Source organism: Roseovarius roseus (assembly GCF_043355935.2).
Lineage (GTDB): Bacteria > Pseudomonadota > Alphaproteobacteria > Rhodobacterales > Rhodobacteraceae > Roseovarius > Roseovarius roseus.
The window spans coordinates 1-17,792 of the sequence record NZ_JBHFPE020000005.1; the positions used below are offsets into that span (position 1 = coordinate 1).

The window sequence follows — 17,792 nt, forward strand, 5'->3', positions numbered from 1 at the left end:
CGGAAGGTCGATCATGGTCTCGGTCATCGTGCTCTCCTTCGTTGTCATCGGTCTTTGAACAACCTCAGACTACGAAGAAGCGCGGTGGCCGCCAGACCCGGCCGCGCGCTGCGCTACGCCAAAAGGCTCCGCACGCGGCCTCTTACACCACCCCGAGGGGCACTACCTTGGGTGGATGCATGAAGGTCACGATGCCGGTCGTGTAGTCGACGCTGTAATGAACGCTTTCCTGCTGCTCATCTCCTCCCAGGCCAATCCGAACGGATCCGCGCACAGGTTTCTTGATCGGGCGGGCATATTCATGCTCGCCTGATCGGTAGGTTTTCATTAGCTGAAAGATGGGCGTCACATCGTCACCGATGGCGATCACCTGATCGTCATATGCAGGCTCCAACTGCGCACCGCCGGACTTGTAATCGGCCCAGTCCTTCCAGCGAAATCCGTGGATCTGACCCCGGCGCGCCTCGAAAAACGCAATCAACGTCTCGATATCGTCGAGGCCCCGCATCGCGATGCCCGCGTCATACCGGCGGCGCGAATGCTGCCAAGGCGTGTTGCGCTCTTCAAAACCGTTGGCCAGCGTCACGACATCCGTCATGCGCTCCGGCCCCCCGATCGAGCCAAAGCTCAGATTGGCCGGAAATCTTACCTCGTGAAAACCCATCATCCTGCTCCCTTACCGATTGCGCTGACCACGTCCGATCGCCCGGCTCAGCTGCGCCGCGATCTGTCCTTGGCTCCGCCGGAAGCCTTCAGAATCGGGCGTGCTGACATTCATCACGATGTTCACTGCCCCGCCGCCTCCGCCGCCGCGCACCCCCAGCTTGCCGTCAGGCCCGCGCGCCAGCGGCATGATCGCCTCGGGCCCAGCCTCGCCCATCAGGCCGGTGCCGCCTCGCATGGGAAAGGTTACCGGCCCGCTGACGATGCCGCCCGTCGCAAAGGGCTGCACGCGCCCCTGGGCAAAGCTGCCGCCCTTCTCGAATGGCATGAGGCCACCTAGGATATTGCCGATACCGCTCGACAGCAGGCCACCCACGTGATCGCTCACCGGCTTGACCGCCCCGTTGAACGCGGTGTTGATCATCGAGGTCGCAAGCGTGCGTAGCGACGCCGACAGGCTGTCGCCATCCACCACCGCGCCCTTGATCGCCCGGCTCAGCCCCCGGCTGATCCCGCGGTCCAGCGTGGCTACATCCTGCCCCGTCCGCTCGAACGTGCCGCGCACGCGCGCCAGTTCGGCGTTGAAGGCGGCTGCCATGTCCGTTGCGGCGCCCAGCGAGCCGTCCAGCGCCTCGATCTGCGCGTCCAGTTCGCCGAAATCTTCTCTTTCATCCATTGTCATTCGCTCCTCGCGTATCGGGATAGGCCTGCATCAGGGCATCAAGGCCTCCGCGTCCCAGGGGCGCAGCCCCCCGTGCCTCGCCCAGCATCAGGCGCAGCTCGGCTGGGGTCAGAGCCCAGAATTCGGCGGGCTTAAGGCCAAGGCCGCGCAAGCCCGCTTGCATCAGACCCGGCCAGTCAAAGCTGCTCATCGGTCCTCGGGCAGCGTGAACGCCCGCGCCAGCAGCTCTGCCGCCGCGCGGGTCGCCGCCAGCAGCCCGCCCTCGATATCGGCGGACACAAGCTCTCGTTCGGCCCCCTGCCAGCCGCCGCCGCGCAGGCCCGCCACGATCAGGGCCAGCACGTCACGGGTTGAAAACGCACCCGCCTCGAACCGCTCGACCAGATCCACCAGAGATCCGACAGCAAGGCCCGCCTCCAGTTCCGCCAGCGCACCCAAAGTCAGCTTCAGCACGCGCCGCTCGCCGTCGATGACCAGTGCCACCTCACCTGCCCAGGGGTTCGCCATCTCAGATCGCCGTAAAGATCAGGCGGCCCGCGGATGCCAGCGACAGCTCGTAAGTCGCCTCGCCATCATGCGTTCCCGAATACTCGATCGAGGTCACCTGAAACGGTCCCTCGACGATGCCGAAATCGGGGATCACCACTTGGAATGCCGGCGTCTCACCGTCGAAAAAGATCTGCCGCGTCCGCTCGTCCGAATCCGCGTCACGAAAAATGCCCGAGCCGCTGATCGCCGCCGACTTGACGCCCGCGCCCGACAGCAGTTCACGCCAACCGCCTGCACTTTCGAGGCTGGTCACATCGACGCTCTCGGCGTTGAAGCTGATGCGCGTCGCGCGCAGCCCCGCCACCGATTCAAAGTTGCCGTCGCCGGTCAGGTCGACCTTGATCAACAGGTCCTTGCCGTTTTGAACTGCCATTTGTCTCGTCTCCGATTGAAAAAAGCGTTTCGCGTTAAACTTGAGGTACTCAATTAAGGCGAAACGCGCGCTACGTTCTTAGGGTGTCCGCGTCTCGCGAAATGCCGTGACTCAGGTTTCCGCGAAACGCTTCTGGTTACGCCGCGTCCGAAACACGGGCTCTAAAGGTCAGATCGATGCGCCGCAGCGCGCCATCGCGCCGGGCCCTCGCACGGTAGAAATGCAGACCCGCCAGATGGCCGCGGTCAAGGCTCAGCTCGGCATCGGTCAGCGCGTCGCCCACTGCCGCCGCTGCCGTCTTGGCAGCGGCGAAGCCTGCGGCATCGCTGATCACCGACACGGTAAAGCGGTGCCATGCGCCTCCCGATGTCGCGTCTGACCGGTCGCGCACATCCTCGGGGCCCAGAGTCACGTAAAGGGGCGGCAGCGTGCCCGCCGGTGGCGCGTCATAGATTGCCCCGCCGACCAGCGCCGACAGATCCGCGTTGCCGATGAGTTGCCCGTAAACCGCTGCCTGAAGCGCGGCTGATCCGCCATAGCTCATACCGCCACCTCCTCGGTCGCATAGCAGGTCAGGTAGCGGCCGAGTGCGTCCCGCTCCGTCACCGCAGTGATGTGAAAGACCCGGGCGCCACTGCGCAGCCGCTGCTCGGGCTTTGGGCGCGAAGGCGCACCATAGGGCGCCGCTCTGACCGTGATCCTGTAGCCAGTGCTAGACATTTGGGCCTCGCCGTCCACGGCCTCTCCTCCGGTGCGCGCCGTGATATCGGCCCAGATCTCGCCCACCTGCCGCCATGTCTGCGCATATCCACCCGCCCCGTCCGGCGCGCGCTCGGGCGATTCCAGTACGAGCCGACGGTTCAGCTTGATCTCCGCCATCAGATGGCCCCCCCGCCCAGCAGGCGCACAGTACGGTAGCGCTCGATCAGGCTGGTCACGCCAAACGGCATGCACCCGCCGCCCAGCGCAGTGTCGGCGCGGTATTCGTAATAATGCGCGGCCAGCAGCAGCACCGCCTGGCCCAGATCCGCAGGCAGATCGCCCCACGCCGCGCCAAAGCCCGCGCGAAACCGCACGATCACCGCACCTCCCGAAGGCACCGGAGGCAACACCGTGCCCAGCGGCACAAGCCGGGGGCGATGCGTGTCGCGCTCCAGCCGGTAATGCGCCGGATCGGCGATCTCTTCGCTGCCGGACATGTGGCGCAGCACGACCTCCTCGATCGCCTTCACCGGCGCCACAGGCAGGGCTTGGCCATAGCCGGTGCGCCACGCCACCAGCTCCCACGAGAAAACCCGCTCGATCAGAACCTTGCCGGTGCGCGCCTCGATCGATGCGATGGCCGCCCTGAGGAAGCTTTGCAAAACCGCATCCTGAATATCGTCATTGGCAAAGCCGGTGCCCAGCCGCAGATGCGCCTTGAACTGGTCCACCGGCAAGGCGGCCTCGGGCACGGCGGTTTCTTCAATCAACATCATGGAATAACTCCGATAGTGCCGGATCCCTCCGGTGGTTCAGGCGCGCGCCACCCAGCGTTGCTCGGACGGAGGGGAGCAGCTGGACAACGCCTCAAGTCATGGGCAGCGCGCGCCCCGGACGGGGGCAGTTTCCCCCGCCCGATCCGCGCCTATTTTAAGAGGTCGCGAATTTCAGCAGCTTGATTGCCGCGTAGTCGCTGACATCGCCGCCCACGCGCTTGGTCGCATAGAAGAGGACATGCGGCTTGGCGCTGAAGGGATCGCGCAAAACGCGCAGGTCCGGGCGCTCGGCAACGGTGTAGCCCGCACCGAAATCACCGAAGGCGACAGACATCGACCCCGAGGCCATGTCAGGCATGTCCTCGGCGATCAACACGCGGTAGCCCAGAAGGCGCGCAGGTTCGCCCGCCGCCAGACCATCCGACCAAAGGAAGCGGCCATCGGCATCCTTCATCTTGCGCAGCGTGCCGGCAGTCTTGGAGTTCATGACGAAGCTCGCATTGGCGCGGTATTCGGCGCCCAGCGCATAGACCAGATCGACCACCGCATCGGCCCCGTCGAACTCGCCATCCGCACCTGTGGGCACATAACCAAGGTTGCCCCAGGTCCAGACTTCGTTATCGACGGCGGGTTTGGTCAGAAAGCCGGTGGGCTTGTCCACACCATTGCCCATGACAAAGGCAGCCGCCTCGGCGCGGGCGAACTTGTCAGCGATGCGGCCAGCCAGCCAACCCTTGATGTCGAACGCGCTGTCATCCAGCAGACGCTGCGACGCTTTCGGCAGCGCGCTGAGCTCGTGCAGCGGGATGGTGATACGGTCGATGCCGGGTGTCACCGTCTCGGTCACGCCCGCCGTCTCGGTGGCCCAGCCATGGCCGACATCGCCATGGTCGATCAGCACGTCAAAGCTGGTCGCCTCGACGGCCACGACATTGGCAATCGCGCGGATGGAGGCCGTCGTACTCAGCGTCGACTTGATCGTGCTGGCGGTTTGTGGATCCACCAGATAGCCGCCATCACCAGCAATCGAGGTGCCCAGCGCCTTGCCTTCCAGCTCCAGCCCGCGCAGCCCGTCATCGTCGCCCGAGCGCAGATAGGCGTTGAATGCCTTCTGGTGCTGGGCAGGGCCGTCATTGCCAACCGCGAGAACGGGGCGTGCAGGCACAAAGGATTTACGTTCCATCATGGTCATTTTCTCTTCTTGTTGTTGCAGTCGTTCTTCGATGTCGGACTGAAAGCCCTTCAACTCCTGGACAAAGCCCGCCACGGCGGTCTTCACTTCGGCCACCGGTGCATGCCCCTCGGACGCACCTTTCCCGGCACCGGAAATCCCGGTTTCATTCATCACCTGATCCTTTTGTTTTCCGCTCGTCTCGGCGCTAGAGGCGCGCCAATTCCCGGCGCGCGTCCTCAAAGACAGCCGCCAACTCGCACAAATCACCGCTCAAGGCGTCGCCCTTGGCGCCGATTCGTGCACTGGGAAGCATGGGGAAGGTCACCAGCGACACCTCCCACAGCTCCAGTTCCTGCAAGAGCCTCTGGCCCTTCTCATTCTTGGACGCGCGCACCGTGCGATAGCCGATGCTCAGCCCGTCAATCGCGCCCGCCCCGATCAGCGCAGCAGCCTCGCGCCCGCGTCCGACGGCCTCCAGCAGACGACCCTTGACGTAGAGGCCACGCTTGTCCTCGCGCACCTCGTCCCAGATGCCAATGGGCTGCGCAGAGTCGTGTTGCCACAGCATCTTGACCTGACGCCGTTCGACCCCAAGGCGCGCCAGCGATTTGGCATAAGCGCCCTGCACTACCACGTCGCCGCCCTGATCCACGTCGCCAAAGTAGCTGGCATATCCCTCGATTCCGACACCATCCTTGACGGTCAGATCGGCATCGAATTGCGCGAATTTGCGCTCCAGCCCCGTATCGATATCCATAAACCTCATCCTTCAATGATCCTCACGGCAGTGCCACCAGCAGCGGCTGCAGCGCCTGCGCCACGATCGCCCCCGCGATCCCGTAAACCGCCAACCACAGCCGCCGCTCCAGCCGTTCCATCGCTTCTTCCAGCTTCTTCTGGCGCTCTGCGATGGCCTGAAACTTCAGCACGGCGACCCGTTCGTTCGCCTCCAGCCGCAGCGCGGGCGCACAGTCGAACGCCTCAAAGCCGTAGCGTTCAGCTCTGCGCTCCTCATCCATCGGCACCTCCCTGCTCGGGCAGTGCGGGCAGACCCAGCAGGCTGCGCTTTTCGGCATCCGTCAGGAAATCGGCACCCGCGACCCGCGCCCATTGCGCATCGCGCTCGGCCGCCAGCGCCGGCACCTGGTCCAGATCCGGCTTGAGCTCCAGCATGCTGCCGTCGAAACCGCTCAGCCAGTCCGACAGGCTCGCCGCGACGCGGCTGGCCAGCGGTAAGACCGTCAAGCGAAAGAACGCGCGATTGGCCTCTTGGTAGTTCGAATAGGTCGCATCCCCCGGCACCCCCAGCAGCATGGGCGGCACCCCGAAGGCCAGCGCGATCTCGCGCGCCGCGCTTTCCTTGGTCTTTTGGAATTCCATGTCCGAGGGCGAGAACCCCATCGGCTTCCAATCGAGGCCGCCTTCCAGCAGCATCGGCCGTCCCGCATTGCGCGCGCCTTGATGATGGCTTTCCATCTCGTCCACCAGGCGCTGATACTGATCGTTGCTCAGCGCGCTCTGACCCTCGGCCCCGCGATAGACAATCGCCCCCGACGGCCGCGCGGCATTGTCGAGGAGCGCCTTGGACCAGCGGGAGGCCGAATTATGCACATCCACCGCCTGCGCTGCCGCCTGCATGGGCGACAGGCCGTAGTGATCGTCTTGTGGGTGAAAGCTCTTGATGTGGCAGACGGCAGGATGGCCTTGGCTCACATCAAAACGATGCTTGCGCCCCGCCACCGCATATTCATACGCCACTGGCCAACCATCATTGCCCGGCACCACGCTCATCCGGTCCGAGCGCAGCACATGCAGCTCGACCGGCGCGCCCTCTGTATCGCCAACCGCCTCGACATAGGCGTTGCCGGTCAGCAGCAGCTGACCGTAAAGCGCCTCAAGCAGCTCGGCACGACCCTGCGCCGGGTTGGGGCTGCGCATTAGCGACAGCATCGGATGCACGGCATAGCGCTGCTCGGCATCTTGCAGCACGAGAGGCAGCGACGCCGCCGCCTCAGCAATCATCTTGACACAGCGAAAGCCGACAGGATTGGCGGCAAAGCCCTGACGCGTCAGCGTGCCGGTGTCCCGCGCGCTCCATGCCACGCGGTTCGATCCGTGCCAGGCCGCCACGCGGCCCGCCGCGCTTGCCTTGGCTTCGGGCGCGCTGGGCGGCTGTTGCGCCGCGCCTTGCCGAAAGAAGTCCATGATCATCTGCCGCTTCTCCTTGGTCTGCTCAAAGCGTCCAAAGGCGCCGTGGCCTTTCATCCGCTGTTGAAGGCATCATTGTCTTAAAGGTTTAAGAAAACTGAACGAGACCGTGCGCTGCGCCCTCCCGGGCGGCGAAGGCCCTGCAAACACTGGCGCCGTGTCCGGTGCGCAGATACGCTCGGCCCAAAGGAGGCATGACCTATGCGATCCGAATCCCTGCAAACATTCCTGCACGCGGCCCAGACCGCCTTTTCCAGCCGCGTCGAGGATCCAGGAGGAGCGGCGTCCATCGCCCGCATCTTCAGCGCCCTTGAGACGCCGGGTACGCCGTCCGAAGGGCCCGGCACGCGCCTTCCGGCCTGTAAGCACCTGGAGGCGGCAACCAATCCGAAAAACGTCTCTGATCCCGCGCTAAAGACCCTTTTGCAGACGTTCACCGAGCTCGAGCCATCGCTTACATGGCGGTCCCGTACAGGCGACTGCACAAACGCCAGCGCAGATTTTCCGGGCAATCACGCCAACGCGATAATCATCGGACCCGGCGGGGTCGAGCGGCGTAGCGATGTTTGGCTGGGGGTCTCGCTGGTTGCGCCGAATATCCGCTATCCGGACCATGACCACCCGCCGGAGGAGACATATCTCGTCCTCAGCCCAGGCGACTTCATGCAGGGCGAGGGGAATTGGTTCACACCGGGGATCGGAGGCACGCTCTACAATCCGCCGGGTATCCTGCACGCCATGCGGTCCGGCGCGGCGCCACTCTTCGCCTTTTGGGCTCTGTGGGCCGCGCCACATGGCGGTTAGACGTCACACCACCCGCACCCGCGGATGGCGCCATTTCGCAGCCGGTTCGATCATCAGCTCGTGCAAGGCCCAGACTAAGGCATCGACCCGGTCGGGGCTTCCCTTGCCCTCATAGCCCTGCACCGTCATGGCGCACATCTGATCCTCCAGCTCCCCGAGGCCGCGCAGATGGTGCACGCGCCCCTGCTCGTAGAGCGCCGCGATCGGCTCGGCCCGCGCGACCTTTCCGCGTGACGCATGAACGGCTCTGATCGGCACCATAGGGTCGATCTGCCTGATAACTTCGGACACCAATTCGCCCCCTTGATTGACCTCCGCCACCAGCCGCTCGGCGCCCCAGCTTTGCATCGCGCGCACCGCAGCCGCCGCCCAAGCGGCAGGACTTGCCGCGGTCACGCTCTCATCGGCCAAAACATAGGCACGCCAATCCTGAACCGGCCCGCGCGTCACGGCACCCACCACGACGATGCCGCACTCATCGGCCTTGGGGCCACCGGTTACAGGCGGATCGACCGCAACCACGATCCTATCCATCTCGGGCGCAAGCTCGACCCGCAGCGCCTCAAGCGCCGAGGTCGTCCAGAGCGCCCCTTCGGCATCCTCCATCAGGATGCCATCCAGCTCCTGCCGCCCCAGCCTCGTGCCCGCATAGCGCGTGCGCACTTCCTCTAGGAAGCTCTCGGCCAGAAACGCCTTGTTCGCCTCGGTCGGTGCACTGGTCACGATGGTCGAGGGTGCCTTGAGCAGCTCCTTCAGCACCCCGACATTGCGCGGCGTGGTTGTCACGCAAACGCGCGGCCGCTCGCCCAGCCGCAAGGCGAATTGCAGCATGTCCCATGTCTCCTGAGCCCTCTTCCACTTGGCCATCTCATCGACCCAGGCGCCATCGAATTGCGGCCCGCGCAAACCCTCGGGCTCATGCGCGGAAAACACTTGCGCGATGGCGCCATTTGGCCAGACGAGCCGCGCCTTAGTCGCTTGCCATTCTGGCCGCCGATCCGGCGGAGAGCAGGCCAGTATCCCGCTCTCGCCAAAGACCATAACGTCCCGAACCTGCGCCACGGTCTCGCCCACCAGGGCCAACCTCCGGCAGACCCCATTATCCAGCGGGGCCGAGCCTTCGACCATGCTGCGCACCCACTCGGCCCCGGCGCGGGTTTTCCCCGCGCCACGACCGCCCATGATGACCCAGGATCGCCAGTCCCCCTCGGGGGGTAGCTGATGATCCATCGCCCAGAACTCAAAGAGATAGGGCAGCGCCAGCAGCTCGCCCTCGGTCAGCTCATCGAGGAAAGCGTCCCGGACATCCGGCCCTTCTGAGGCGATCCAGACGGCACCCGATCGAATCCCGTGCGGCGTCCATGTCGAGGGCGTATCCATTGACGATCCCTTGCTCTTTCTTCTTGCGTTGCTCAAGTTGTGTCTCCGCTTCGATTGCCAGTTTCAGCCATTGCCGGATGTCGCCCAGAATGCGGCTGCGGTTCTTGATATCTTCAAAGTCTTCTGCCCGGACTCTGTCTGACAGCGCCTCCAGATCCTCACACATGCCGCGCAACTGCCGCTCCAGAGTGGTGACAGTCGCGCTCAAGGCCGAAGGGCCCTCCTTGGGTGTTATCAAACTCATTCGTGATCACTGCCTCATGCGATTGCGTTGCTTGCCCCACCGCCCGCGCAAAATGAAAAAGCGACCACCGGGGAGTTACCCCCGGGGCCGCTTGCCCACCTCTTCCAGCATGTCACAACCTATAAGCGAGACCGTGCGCTGAGTCAAATGAAATCGGGCGGTAGGGCATCCCTAACCGCCCGATATATTTACATTTTGTTAAGATCGGGAGGTGGCGCGGCGCACTCCTGCGTCACCCGCTCAGGCGTTCACATCGACCACGATACGGCCCTTGACCTGGCCCTTCAGGATGTCGGCTCCCAACTTTGGCAGATCGCTCAGCGTCGCGGGCTGCACCATCTCTTCCAGCTTCTGCATCGGCAGATCGGATGCGATGCGCTTCCACGCCTCCACCCGGCGCGCATAGGGCTGCATGACCGAGTCGATCCCCAGAAGGTTCACCCCCCGCAGGATGAACGGCGTGATCATCGCACCCTCGATCTGCGCGCCGCCCGCCAGCCCAATGGCCGCCACGGACGAGCCGTATTTCATCTGTTTCAGCACCCGGCCCAGCATCGCGCCAGCGACGGCGTCAATGCAGCCGGCCCACTGCTCGGCCTCCAGCGGCTTCTTGGTCACCTCGGTCAGATCGTCGCGCGGTACGATCTGCGTCGCTCCAAGGTCTTTCAGGTAGTCGCCCGTCTCTGGCCGTCCTGTCACCGCGGCCACCTCATAGCCCAGCTTGGCCAGGATCGCGACGGCCACGCTGCCGACGCCGCCCGCAGCGCCGGTCACCAGAACCGGCCCGGTCCCGGGTTTCAGACCTGCATCCTCCAGCGCCATGATCGCCAGCATCGCGGTAAAGCCCGCCGTGCCCACGGCCATGGCCTGCCGCGCGTCCAGACCCTCGGGCAGTGGCACCAGCCAGTCAGCCTTCACACGGGCCTTTTGTGCATAACCGCCCCAATGCGCCTCGCCCACTCGCCAGCCGGTCAGAACGACCTTGTCGCCGGGCTTGTAGCGGTCATCGTCCGAGGCCTCGACGGTCCCGGCAAAGTCGATCCCCGGCACATGGGGGTAATTCCGCACCAGGCCACCGCCCGGCCCGATGCAAAGCCCGTCCTTGTAGTTGACCGTCGAATACTCGACCGCCACCGTCACCTCGCCATGCGGCAGATCGCTTTCCGAGATTTCGGTCACGGCGGCGCTGGTCTTGCCGGTCTCCTCGTCCTTCGTCACGAGCAATGCGTTGAATGTCATCTCAAGTCTCCTTTTCAGGGTCTGATCGGGCCTAGGCCCGACGTTTTTGTTTCGCCCGACGCCCACGCCATCTCGGAGTCCATCGGATAAATAGGCCGCGCGACCTTCTTGAAATCGAACAGCCCGAGGTTCGAACTGGTGATGCCCGCACTCGCGCATTCCACCACCGCGCGCGACAGCGGCTCGAAAACCGGGCGGCAATACATCCGCGATTTGAGAATGAGGTAGCGCGCGGCGACAGGATCAACACCCGCACAGGTGAACACGCCCAGATCCCAGGGCTCGTGCGGACGCTCGGTCACCAGCACGGTGGTGCCCTCCACCTCCAGCACGGCGGCCCGCCCCATATCGCAGGTCTGTCCGGTATAGATCGGCCCGCTGACAACATAGCGCCCTTGCCCGATGAACGAGACGGTTCCGCTCAGCGTAAGGGGCGTATTGGGCGGAAACCCGGGCAGCGGCACCTTGTTTCCCAACTCTACCGTGACCTCGGCACCCTCCCCGGCGCGCGTCATCTGGGCCACGACATCCGGGTCGCAAATCGGCCCGGCAACGATGCCCGTCATGCCCGCCGCCATGGCCGCCCGTAGCACGTCTATGGTATCGCAGGTGCCGCCCGACATGCAGTTGTCACCATGGTCCAGCAGCAGGACAGGCCCGTCTCCGGGGCCATCCGCCGCCTGCCGCGCCTGGGCCAGAGACGAATCCAGAGGCTCTTCGCGGTAGACAAACCCTTCGCGCCCGCGCCATGCCGCCCCGGCCAGGTCCTGCGCCACCTCCCGCGCCAGCGCAGGGGTATCCGCCACAACGACAACCGACACACCCGCATCCGCGATATCTGAAAGGGGAAACCCGCCAAAGATCGTCACCGCCTGCACGCCCTCCCGCGCCTCCGCCAAGCGGGCAGCGGCGATGAGATCGGTCATGATGCCCGGCACCTCGGTGTTCATCTTCAGGGTCTGCGCCAGAATAGGGGGATGTATCATTGCCATCGCCGGGCGCGGCGCACCGGTCAGAATGGCGTCCATCATGCGCACCACATGCGCACCCGTCTCGCGCATGTCGATATGCGGATAGGTCTTGAATCCCGCGATACAGTCACACATTGCGATCAGCCGCGCGGTGATATTGCCATGCAGGTCCAGCGCCACGCCAATCGGCACATCTGGCGCAACATCGCGCAGCCGCGCCAGCAGCTCGCCCTCGCAGTCGTCGATCCCTTCCGCCACCATCGCGCCATGCAAATCCAGCAAGATCGCATCGCAGCCGACCTTCGCCGCCTCGATGATCGGCGCGGCCAGCGCCTCGAACACGTCACCAGTGGCAGGCCCGCTGGGATTGGCCGTCGCGCAAAGCGGTGTGGCCAATTCGGCGCCCTTCTCCAGCGCATAGTCAATGAACGCACCAAAGGCCGTCGCCGAGCCCTTGCCGAATTCCAGCGCCTCATCCTCATGCAGCGCGCCGAAATCCTCCAGCGGGGTCGGAACGGGTGAAAACGTGTTCGTTTCGTGATTGAAGCGGGCCGCAATGATGCGCATCAGTCTCTCCTTCAGGTCGCGTCAGCCTCGGCAGGGCGTTGCGAGCGTCCCAGTAGGGTGATCCCGATCGACAGAACGATCAAGCCCAGCGCGACGATCTTTTGCCAGCTCAGCGGCTCACCCAGCAGGACGACCGCCGAAAGGACCCCCACCGTCGGCGCTGTCAGAATCGAGATTGCCGCAACAGCCGCCGGCAATCGGCGCAAAAGGACGCTCCACAGGAAGTAGCAGGTGACCATCGGCCCTGCGACGTGAAACGCGAAAACCAGCCATGTGGCGGCGCTGGGCCATGACACGGTCCCGATCGGCTCCAACCGAAGGGCCAGCGGCCAGGCCAGCGCAGTGGAGACAGCAAAAAACCAGAAAGTCAGCGCCAAGGGAGTCAGCGACCAGGCGCGCGCCTGCACCAGAACATTGCCGATGGACCACGATAGCGCCGCCGCCAGCATCAGCAGCGCCCCGGCAGGTGCGGCCACCAACGCCGCGAAATCCACCGATGCCAGCACGGCAAGACCCGCCATCCCGATCAGCACCGCCGCGATATGCCGCGCACTCAGATGCTGCTTCAGGAAAATCGCGGCCAGCACCGCCGTCATCGCAGGCATCGTGTAGGCGATGATCGCCGCGCGCGATGCCTCGGTCAGGGTCTGGCCCAGCGCCGTCGTGATGTTGAATCCGAACACCACAAAAAGGCCCGCAACCGCAATCGCGCCCGCCTCCTTCGGCGCGGGCCGCAGCCGCTGGCCCAGCGCCTTGACGATGCAGAAAAGCACGACCGTGCCGCCGGTGAATCCCGTGGCGCGCAGGGTGAAGGGCGGCACCTCCCGCAGCATGAACTTGACCGCGGGCCAGTTCAGCCCCCACAGGATGCCGACCAGCGCCACCATGGCCAATGTAAAGGGCGTCAGCCGCTGCTCCACTGCGAAACTCCTGATCGGGCCGCATGAGCCAGAGCGCCCGCCACCACGCGGGCGACCGTTCCACAACTCGGCCCCGGTTTCCATCACAAACCCGCCCTGCATATTCCGCCGTGACTTTGCGCGCCAAACTGGCATAGACCATCGGCACGGATCCAATCGGGCAGGCAAGACAGGAACAGACCGTTGCGCACCATTTTCGTCACCGGAACCGCCGGGTTCATCGGCTACCACCTTGCCACGCATCTTCTCGACGAGGGGTTTCGCGTCGTCGGCTATGACGGCATGACCGATTACTACGATGTCGCGCTCAAACATCGCCGCCACCAGATGCTGCTGCAAACGCCCGGCTTTACCGCACATGAGGGCATGCTCGAGGATATGGACCTGCTCCAACGCTGCGTGGCCGAGGCAGCGCCCGATGCCATCGTCCACCTCGCCGGACAGGCTGGTGTACGCTATAGTCTCGAAAACCCGCGCAGCTATATCTCGGCCAATATCGAGGGCACGTTCAACCTGATGGAATGCGCGCGTGAACGGCCCCCGGCGCATCTTCTGATGGCCTCCACCTCATCCGTCTATGGCGCCAATACCGACATGCCCTTCAACGAGGTGCAGCGCGCCGAGATGCCCCTCACCCTCTACGCCGCGACCAAGCGCGCGAACGAACATATGGCCCATTCCTACGCCCATCTGTGGAAGATCCCGACGACGATGTTCCGCTTTTTCACGGTCTACGGTCCCTGGGGCCGGCCCGACCTCGCGCTCTACAAGTTCGTGCGCGCCGCGCTGGATGGCGAGGCGATCGACGTCTACAATCACGGTCGCATGGCCCGCGACTTCACCTATGTCGGCGATCTGGTGCGCGGCATCCGTCTTCTGATCGACACGCCCCCGGTGCAGCCGGACAGCCCCGAGGATATCGTGCCCGGAGACAGCCTAAGCGCCGCCGCGCCATACCGCGTCGTCAATATAGGCAATGGTGAGAGGGTTGAGCTGATGGACTTCATCGCTGCCATCGAGGCCAAGCTGGGATTCGAGATGAAGAAGAACATGATGGAGATGCAGAAGGGCGATGTTCCCGGCACATGGGCCGATTCCTCCCTGCTGGAATCGTTGACCGGGTATCGCCCGAACACGCCTGTCGCCGACGGGATCAGCGAATTCATCGACTGGTATCGCACCTATCACAAACCCGCGTGATCGCAGCGCAGCCCGCCTCGACAACCTGCCGGTTTTGCGGCACTCCCTGAGGACCATGAACAACGATTACCCCCTCACCCGTGACCTCGTTCTGATCGGCGGCGGCCACGCCCACGCCCTCGTGCTGCGCAAATGGGGCATGAACCCCTTGCCGGGTGCGCGCCTGACCCTGATCGATCCGAACCCCAAGGCGCCCTATACCGGAATGCTGCCCGGCCATATCGCAGGGCATTACTCGCGCGATGCGCTGGATATCGACCTTGGCCGCCTCGCACGCTTTGCCGGCGCACGGCTGATCGTCGGGCGGGCCAGCGGCATTGATCGCGCCGCGCGCCGCGTGCAGGTAGCGGGCAGACCGGACGTCGCCTATGACGCGCTGTCGATCGACATCGGCATCAGCTCTGCGCCCATAACGTTGAACGGCTTTGAAGCGCACGGCATCGCGGCCAAACCGCTTGGCCCCTTCGCGGATCGCTGGCAGCAGTTCGTCTCGGACGTCGCATCAGGCACTATCCCGCCCGATTGCGCCGTTCTGGGCGGTGGTGTCGCGGGGGTCGAGCTGGCCCTGGCAATGCATCATCGGCTGTCCGGGATATCCTCCGAGCCACGACTGCACGTCATCGACACCGGCACGGCCCTTACAGGTGTTGCCGGCCGCACGGCCGGCATCCTGCGCGCGCAGATGGCGGTCCGGCGGATTGCCTTGATCGAGAATGCCGAGGTCAGCGAGCTCACCGCAGACCACGTCTTGCTGGCAAACGGCACAGCGCTGCCTTCTGCGCTGTCGGTCGCTGCTGTCGGTGCGCGCCCCTGGCCTTGGCTGGCCGAAACTGGGCTGCATCTGACGGGCGGTTTCATCACGGTTGATGCGCAGCTGCGCAGCACCACGGACCCAGCCATCTTCGCCGCCGGAGACTGCGCCCACTTGGCCCACGCCCCGCGCCCCAAGGCCGGGGTCTATGCCGTGCGCGCCGCGCCTGTCCTTCATGACAACCTGCGCGCTGCCGTGATGGGATCGTCCCGATACCGCATTTTCGAGCCGCAAAAACAGTATCTCAAACTGGTGTCTCTGGGCAAGAAGGCCGCTGTAGCGGATCGCGGCAGCTTTGGCCTGCGCCTGCCGGGCCTCTGGCAGTGGAAAGACCATATCGACCAGAAGTTCATGCAAAAGTTCCGCGATCTGCCCCGCATGGCCACCGACAGACTTCCGTCTGAGATGGCCCAGGGCGCGGCAAAGGAGATGACGGATCACCCGATGATCTGCGGCGGGTGCGGCGCCAAGGTCGGTTTTGACGCGCTGCAAACGGCCCTAACGACCGCGCGCACCGGCTTGCGCGATGATGTGCTGATCCGCCCCGGTGACGACGCAGGCGCACTGCGTATCGGCGGGCGGACCCAGGTGCTCACCACCGACCATCTGCGCGCCTTCACGGCGGATCCGTACCTCATGGCGCGCATTGCCGCCATTCATGCGCTGGGCGATGTCTGGGCCATGGGGGCTGCGCCTCAGGCCGCGCTGGTCAACCTCGTCCTGCCCCGGATGAGCGGCCCGCTTCAGGCTCGCACCCTGTCCGAGATCATGGAAGCCACTCACGCCATCATGGCCGAGGCGGGCGCAGAGGTGATTGGTGGCCACACCACCCAAGGGGCGGAACTGACCATCGGCTACACCGTGACCGGCTTAATGGACGAGGGCCGCGCGCCGATCGGCGTCGGTGGCGCGCAGCCGGGTGACCGCCTCATCCTGCTCGGCGCGCTGGGCACCGGCGTTATCTTTGCCGCCGACATGGCCGGGGCCGCCGATGCCGATGTCGTGCGCGGCGCGCTCGATCACATGGCGTCCAACCCACAAGACGCGGTACAGTGTCTGATGCAGGCCCATGCGATGACTGACGTGACGGGTTTCGGCCTTGCCGGGCACCTATTGGCGATCTGCCGGGCCAGCGGCTGTGGCGCGCAGATCGATCCGGCGTTGGTTCCGCTATTGAAGGGCGCGCAGGTGCTTCTACAGGCGGGGCACAGATCGTCGCTTCACTCTGCAAACAGAGCGTATGCAAGCCCATTCATCCATGGTCTAGGTGATGATCCCGTCAGTGAGATCCTTTTCGATCCGCAAACTGCCGGAGGCTTTCTTGCCGCGTTGTCGCCAGATGAGGCACATACCGCTCTCAACCAGCTTCATCGCATGGGCGCACTCGCGACGGATATCGGCATCATCACGGACACACCCCCCGGCATCACCCTTGGCCAGTAGCGGCGGCCTCGATCGCGGCCATCACATCCGGTAGGCTGGCACGCAAAGCCTTATCGTCCAGCGCTGCCAGATCCACCCTGTGCGGCTGCACCATGTCATGCCGCACGCGGGCCCGCTCATAGCCGGGGTCATAATGCTGGCGAATCAACTCCTCGGCCAGTTCGGTAAACTCCCGCGAGGCGACCATGCTCTGCCAGTGATCCACCGCCTCATTCCCGCGCAGCGGGCGCAGCAGATCAAGGCTGGCACTCAACTCATCGGGTTTGTCGGTCATATCGCCATAAGCATCGGCCAGATACCGTGCCCGCTCGGCCACCGGGGCAGTGACGCGCACAGCAGGCGCGGTCTTCATCGCTGTCCACAGGCTGGGCGGCACGATGCGTGTGCCCACCTTGTGCGATTCCGCCTCGATCACCACAGGTTTTTCGGGATCGAGCGCCGCGATCTTCTGCGCCAGCCGCCCTTCAAACAGCTTTTGGGTTGGCTGCCCGCCGTCCCGCGCGCCAAGAGCCGAACCGCGATGATTGGCCAACCCTTCAAGGTCGATCACCTGCACCCCTTCTGCTTCCAATAGTTCCAGCAGCCGCGTCTTGGCCGTGCCCGTATTGCCATCCAGCAGCACAGGCAGCAGATCCAATGGCGCATCATAGAGCATCTGCACAACCAGCCGCCGATAGGCGCGATAGCCGCCATCCAGTAGGCGAACCCGCCATCCGATCTGCTCCAGAATCGACGCGAAAGAGCCGGATCGCTGGCCCCCGCGCCAGCAATAGACCAAGGGTTGCCAGCTGCCGTCATGCTCTGACAGCGGCCCCTCCAGATGTGCCGCGACATTGCGCGCAACCATCGCCGCACCGATGCGCCGCGCCTTGAAGCGATCGTCCTGCACATAGATCGTGCCGACTTCGGCGCGTTCGGCGTCACTCAGGCTGGGCAGATTGATTGCCCCCGGCAGATGGTCCTCGGCAAATTCCGAGGGCGAGCGCGCGTCGATCAACGTATCGCAGGGCAGGTCGGCCAATTGGCCGATATGGGTCAACGTCAGCTTCATGGCACTGGCCTACTGCGGATCGGCCGCGCGGGAAA

At 64.6% G+C, this 17,792-nt stretch carries 20 protein-coding genes and 1 pseudogene; 3 read left to right on the forward strand and 18 right to left on the reverse strand.

Going from position 1 to position 17,792, the window contains the following annotated elements; translation table 11 throughout:
* Nucleotides 1–169: 169 nt before the first annotated feature.
* The 12 genes and pseudogenes from ACEWPL_RS10000 to ACEWPL_RS10055 form a co-directional block, all read right to left on the reverse strand.
* Nucleotides 170–664, reverse strand: a pseudogene (locus ACEWPL_RS10000) (phage distal tail protein, Rcc01695 family); the annotation flags it as partial.
* Nucleotides 665–676: 12 nt separating this feature from the next.
* The gene (locus ACEWPL_RS10005; RefSeq protein WP_393934468.1) at nt 677–1,339 is read right to left on the reverse strand and encodes a phage tail tape measure protein; all 663 of its coding nucleotides are present in this window, start codon (nt 1,337–1,339) and stop codon (nt 677–679) included.
* The gene (locus tag ACEWPL_RS10010; protein ID WP_393934467.1) at nt 1,332–1,535 is read right to left on the reverse strand and encodes a rcc01693 family protein; all 204 of its coding nucleotides are present in this window, start codon (nt 1,533–1,535) and stop codon (nt 1,332–1,334) included. Before ACEWPL_RS10010 ends, ACEWPL_RS10005 begins: the two co-directional genes overlap by 8 nt.
* Complete coding sequence (locus ACEWPL_RS10015; RefSeq protein ID WP_393934466.1) at nt 1,532–1,852, reverse strand: gene transfer agent family protein; 321 nt, start codon at nt 1,850–1,852, stop codon at nt 1,532–1,534. Before ACEWPL_RS10015 ends, ACEWPL_RS10010 begins: the two co-directional genes overlap by 4 nt.
* Nucleotide 1,853: 1 nt before the next feature.
* Nucleotides 1,854–2,267, reverse strand: a complete 414-nt coding sequence (locus ACEWPL_RS10020; RefSeq protein ID WP_393934465.1) for a phage major tail protein, TP901-1 family — start codon at nt 2,265–2,267, stop codon at nt 1,854–1,856.
* Between the two features lie 136 nt (nt 2,268–2,403).
* Nucleotides 2,404–2,811, reverse strand: coding sequence for a DUF3168 domain-containing protein (locus ACEWPL_RS10025; RefSeq protein ID WP_393934464.1), 408 nt, complete (start codon nt 2,809–2,811; stop codon nt 2,404–2,406).
* Nucleotides 2,808–3,146, reverse strand: coding sequence for a head-tail adaptor protein (locus ACEWPL_RS10030; RefSeq protein ID WP_393934463.1), 339 nt, complete (start codon nt 3,144–3,146; stop codon nt 2,808–2,810). Before ACEWPL_RS10030 ends, ACEWPL_RS10025 begins: the two co-directional genes overlap by 4 nt.
* On the reverse strand, nt 3,146–3,745 hold the full coding sequence (locus ACEWPL_RS10035; RefSeq protein WP_393934462.1) for a head-tail connector protein: 600 nt from the start codon (nt 3,743–3,745) through the stop codon (nt 3,146–3,148). Before ACEWPL_RS10035 ends, ACEWPL_RS10030 begins: the two co-directional genes overlap by 1 nt.
* Nucleotides 3,746–3,899: 154 nt before the next feature.
* Nucleotides 3,900–5,090, reverse strand: coding sequence for a phage major capsid protein (locus ACEWPL_RS10040; protein WP_393934461.1), 1,191 nt, complete (start codon nt 5,088–5,090; stop codon nt 3,900–3,902).
* 34 nt (nt 5,091–5,124) lie between these two features.
* Complete coding sequence (locus tag ACEWPL_RS10045) at nt 5,125–5,676, reverse strand: HK97 family phage prohead protease (protein ID WP_393934460.1); 552 nt, start codon at nt 5,674–5,676, stop codon at nt 5,125–5,127.
* A gap of 22 nt (nt 5,677–5,698) precedes the next feature.
* On the reverse strand, nt 5,699–5,938 hold the full coding sequence (locus tag ACEWPL_RS10050; protein ID WP_393934459.1) for a GTA head formation protein, RCAP_rcc01685 family: 240 nt from the start codon (nt 5,936–5,938) through the stop codon (nt 5,699–5,701).
* On the reverse strand, nt 5,931–7,130 hold the full coding sequence (locus tag ACEWPL_RS10055) for a phage portal protein (RefSeq protein ID WP_393934458.1): 1,200 nt from the start codon (nt 7,128–7,130) through the stop codon (nt 5,931–5,933). Before ACEWPL_RS10055 ends, ACEWPL_RS10050 begins: the two co-directional genes overlap by 8 nt.
* Before the next feature lie 198 nt (nt 7,131–7,328).
* On the opposite strand from ACEWPL_RS10055, the gene ACEWPL_RS10060 reads away from it, so the two are divergent.
* Complete coding sequence (locus ACEWPL_RS10060) at nt 7,329–7,931, forward strand: dimethylsulfonioproprionate lyase family protein (protein ID WP_393934457.1); 603 nt, start codon at nt 7,329–7,331, stop codon at nt 7,929–7,931.
* Between the two features lie 3 nt (nt 7,932–7,934).
* Here ACEWPL_RS10060 and ACEWPL_RS10065 read toward each other — a convergent pair whose 3' ends face one another.
* The 5 genes from ACEWPL_RS10065 to ACEWPL_RS10085 all read right to left on the reverse strand — a co-directional run bounded on the left by ACEWPL_RS10065 (nt 7,935) and on the right by ACEWPL_RS10085 (nt 13,252).
* On the reverse strand, nt 7,935–9,311 hold the full coding sequence (locus ACEWPL_RS10065; RefSeq protein WP_393934456.1) for a DNA-packaging protein: 1,377 nt from the start codon (nt 9,309–9,311) through the stop codon (nt 7,935–7,937).
* Complete coding sequence (locus tag ACEWPL_RS10070; RefSeq protein ID WP_393934455.1) at nt 9,214–9,519, reverse strand: hypothetical protein; 306 nt, start codon at nt 9,517–9,519, stop codon at nt 9,214–9,216. The genes ACEWPL_RS10065 and ACEWPL_RS10070 overlap by 98 nt, the downstream gene beginning before the upstream one ends.
* A gap of 276 nt (nt 9,520–9,795) precedes the next feature.
* Nucleotides 9,796–10,794, reverse strand: coding sequence for an acryloyl-CoA reductase (gene acuI, locus ACEWPL_RS10075; protein ID WP_393934454.1), 999 nt, complete (start codon nt 10,792–10,794; stop codon nt 9,796–9,798).
* Between the two features lie 14 nt (nt 10,795–10,808).
* Nucleotides 10,809–12,332, reverse strand: coding sequence for a M81 family metallopeptidase (locus tag ACEWPL_RS10080; protein ID WP_393934453.1), 1,524 nt, complete (start codon nt 12,330–12,332; stop codon nt 10,809–10,811).
* 11 nt (nt 12,333–12,343) lie between these two features.
* Nucleotides 12,344–13,252: a DMT family transporter gene (locus ACEWPL_RS10085; protein ID WP_393934452.1), complete on the reverse strand. Its 909-nt coding sequence runs from the start codon at nt 13,250–13,252 to the stop codon at nt 12,344–12,346.
* A gap of 183 nt (nt 13,253–13,435) precedes the next feature.
* Between ACEWPL_RS10085 and ACEWPL_RS10090 the strand changes: the two genes are divergently transcribed.
* Nucleotides 13,436–14,452 (forward strand): NAD-dependent epimerase/dehydratase family protein, encoded by a 1,017-nt coding sequence (locus tag ACEWPL_RS10090; protein ID WP_393934451.1) that lies wholly within the window; start codon nt 13,436–13,438, stop codon nt 14,450–14,452.
* 55 nt (nt 14,453–14,507) lie between these two features.
* On the forward strand, nt 14,508–16,706 hold the full coding sequence (gene selD, locus ACEWPL_RS10095; RefSeq protein WP_393934450.1) for a selenide, water dikinase SelD: 2,199 nt from the start codon (nt 14,508–14,510) through the stop codon (nt 16,704–16,706).
* On the opposite strand, the gene mnmH is transcribed toward selD, so the two are convergent.
* Entirely contained in the window at nt 16,690–17,757 is a 1,068-nt protein-coding gene (gene mnmH, locus ACEWPL_RS10100; protein WP_393934449.1) for a tRNA 2-selenouridine(34) synthase MnmH, read from the reverse strand. The genes selD and mnmH overlap by 17 nt on opposite strands.
* Nucleotides 17,758–17,792: the final 35 nt, after the last annotated feature.

Coding starts and splice junctions, on each gene's coding strand:
- ACEWPL_RS10005 (WP_393934468.1), bottom strand. CDS start 1,339: ATGGATGAAAGAGAAGATTTCGGCGAACTGGACGCGCAGATCGAGGCG.
- ACEWPL_RS10010 (WP_393934467.1), bottom strand. CDS start 1,535: ATGAGCAGCTTTGACTGGCCGGGTCTGATGCAAGCGGGCTTGCGCGGC.
- ACEWPL_RS10015 (WP_393934466.1), bottom strand. CDS start 1,852: ATGGCGAACCCCTGGGCAGGTGAGGTGGCACTGGTCATCGACGGCGAG.
- ACEWPL_RS10020 (WP_393934465.1), bottom strand. CDS start 2,267: ATGGCAGTTCAAAACGGCAAGGACCTGTTGATCAAGGTCGACCTGACC.
- ACEWPL_RS10025 (WP_393934464.1), bottom strand. CDS start 2,811: ATGAGCTATGGCGGATCAGCCGCGCTTCAGGCAGCGGTTTACGGGCAA.
- ACEWPL_RS10030 (WP_393934463.1), bottom strand. CDS start 3,146: ATGGCGGAGATCAAGCTGAACCGTCGGCTCGTACTGGAATCGCCCGAG.
- ACEWPL_RS10035 (WP_393934462.1), bottom strand. CDS start 3,745: ATGATGTTGATTGAAGAAACCGCCGTGCCCGAGGCCGCCTTGCCGGTG.
- ACEWPL_RS10040 (WP_393934461.1), bottom strand. CDS start 5,090: ATGAATGAAACCGGGATTTCCGGTGCCGGGAAAGGTGCGTCCGAGGGG.
- ACEWPL_RS10045 (WP_393934460.1), bottom strand. CDS start 5,676: ATGGATATCGATACGGGGCTGGAGCGCAAATTCGCGCAATTCGATGCC.
- ACEWPL_RS10050 (WP_393934459.1), bottom strand. CDS start 5,938: ATGGATGAGGAGCGCAGAGCTGAACGCTACGGCTTTGAGGCGTTCGAC.
- ACEWPL_RS10055 (WP_393934458.1), bottom strand. CDS start 7,130: ATGATCATGGACTTCTTTCGGCAAGGCGCGGCGCAACAGCCGCCCAGC.
- ACEWPL_RS10060 (WP_393934457.1), top strand. CDS start 7,329: ATGCGATCCGAATCCCTGCAAACATTCCTGCACGCGGCCCAGACCGCC.
- ACEWPL_RS10065 (WP_393934456.1), bottom strand. CDS start 9,311: ATGGATACGCCCTCGACATGGACGCCGCACGGGATTCGATCGGGTGCC.
- acuI (WP_393934454.1), bottom strand. CDS start 10,794: ATGACATTCAACGCATTGCTCGTGACGAAGGACGAGGAGACCGGCAAG.
- ACEWPL_RS10080 (WP_393934453.1), bottom strand. CDS start 12,332: ATGCGCATCATTGCGGCCCGCTTCAATCACGAAACGAACACGTTTTCA.
- selD (WP_393934450.1), top strand. CDS start 14,508: ATGAACAACGATTACCCCCTCACCCGTGACCTCGTTCTGATCGGCGGC.
- mnmH (WP_393934449.1), bottom strand. CDS start 17,757: ATGAAGCTGACGTTGACCCATATCGGCCAATTGGCCGACCTGCCCTGC.